Annotated in this window: 1 rRNA gene; it reads right to left on the reverse strand. The window is 49.2% G+C overall.

Going from position 1 to position 354, the window contains the following annotated elements:
- A 23S ribosomal RNA gene (locus tag MXM41_RS22690) occupies positions 1–99 on the reverse strand; the annotation flags it as partial.
- Positions 100–354: the final 255 nt, after the last annotated feature.

Consider the following 354-nt stretch of genomic DNA (forward strand, 5'->3'; position numbering starts at 1 on the left):
AAGGTTCATATCACCTCGCCGGCGCTTTTCGCAGATTAGCACGTCCTTCATCGCCTCTGACTGCCAGGGCATCCACCGTGTACGCTTAGTCGCTTAACCTCACAACCCGAAGATGTTTCACTTCATGGTTGTGAAAATTTGAGAGACTCGAACACACTTTCGTGTGTCGTTTCAATTTTCAGCTTGATCCAGATTTTTAAAGAGCAAATATCTCAAACATGACTCAGAGAGTCAGTTTTGAGATACTGATTGGTTGTGCCTTTCACTCACACCCAGCAAGTGGCGTCCCCTAGGGGATTCGAACCCCTGTTGCCGCCGTGAAAGGGCGGAGTCCTAACCGCTAGACGAAGGGGA

It is taken from the genome of Leclercia adecarboxylata, assembly GCF_035787115.1.
Classification (GTDB): Bacteria; Pseudomonadota; Gammaproteobacteria; order Enterobacterales; family Enterobacteriaceae; genus Enterobacter; species Enterobacter adecarboxylatus_E.